This is a genomic window from Pseudomonas viridiflava (genome assembly GCF_003702045.1).
GTDB lineage: Bacteria > Pseudomonadota > Gammaproteobacteria > Pseudomonadales > Pseudomonadaceae > Aquipseudomonas > Aquipseudomonas viridiflava_C.
The window spans coordinates 1-523 of sequence record NZ_RBTP01000050.1 but is presented as its reverse complement, the minus strand read 5'-3'; the positions used below and the strand labels follow the sequence as shown (position 1 = coordinate 523).

1 protein-coding gene is annotated in these 523 nt (G+C 60.0%); it reads right to left on the bottom strand.

Features of this window, described 5'->3' with window-relative positions; genetic code table 11:
* Window positions 1-523: AMP-binding protein (locus ALP40_RS16550; RefSeq protein WP_147478333.1), on the bottom strand; the 523-nt coding region annotated here is incomplete at both ends.

Below are 523 nucleotides of genomic sequence, written 5' to 3'. Positions count from 1 at the left end.
CCACCGCCTCTTGAACGGCGGTATGTTGAGCCAGCTTGGCCTCAATCTCGCCCAGTTCGATACGGAAACCGCGAATCTTGACCTGATCATCGTTACGGCCCAGGTATTCGATATTGCCGTCTGCCAGCCAGCGACCCAGGTCGCCGGTGCGGTACATGCGGGCGTTTGCCGCTGTGCTGAATGGATCGTTGAGGAAGCGTTCGGCGGTCAGGTCGTCGCGATTGAGGTAACCCCGCGCCACGCCCGCACCACCGATGTAGATTTCACCCGGCACACCCAATGGCACCGGCTGGCCCTGATCGTCCAGCAAGTAAAACTGGGTATTGGCCACTGGCTTACCGATGTGCGCGGCGAAACCGTTTTCACGGTCCATTGCCACCCAACTGGAATACGTGGTGGTTTCGGACGGGCCATAGAGGTTGCACAGGCGCTGAACCTGCGTCTGCTCGAACAACGATTCAACAAGACTGCGCTTGAGCGCCTCGCCCGCCACGTTAACGGTATGAACGCCCTGCCCCAGACC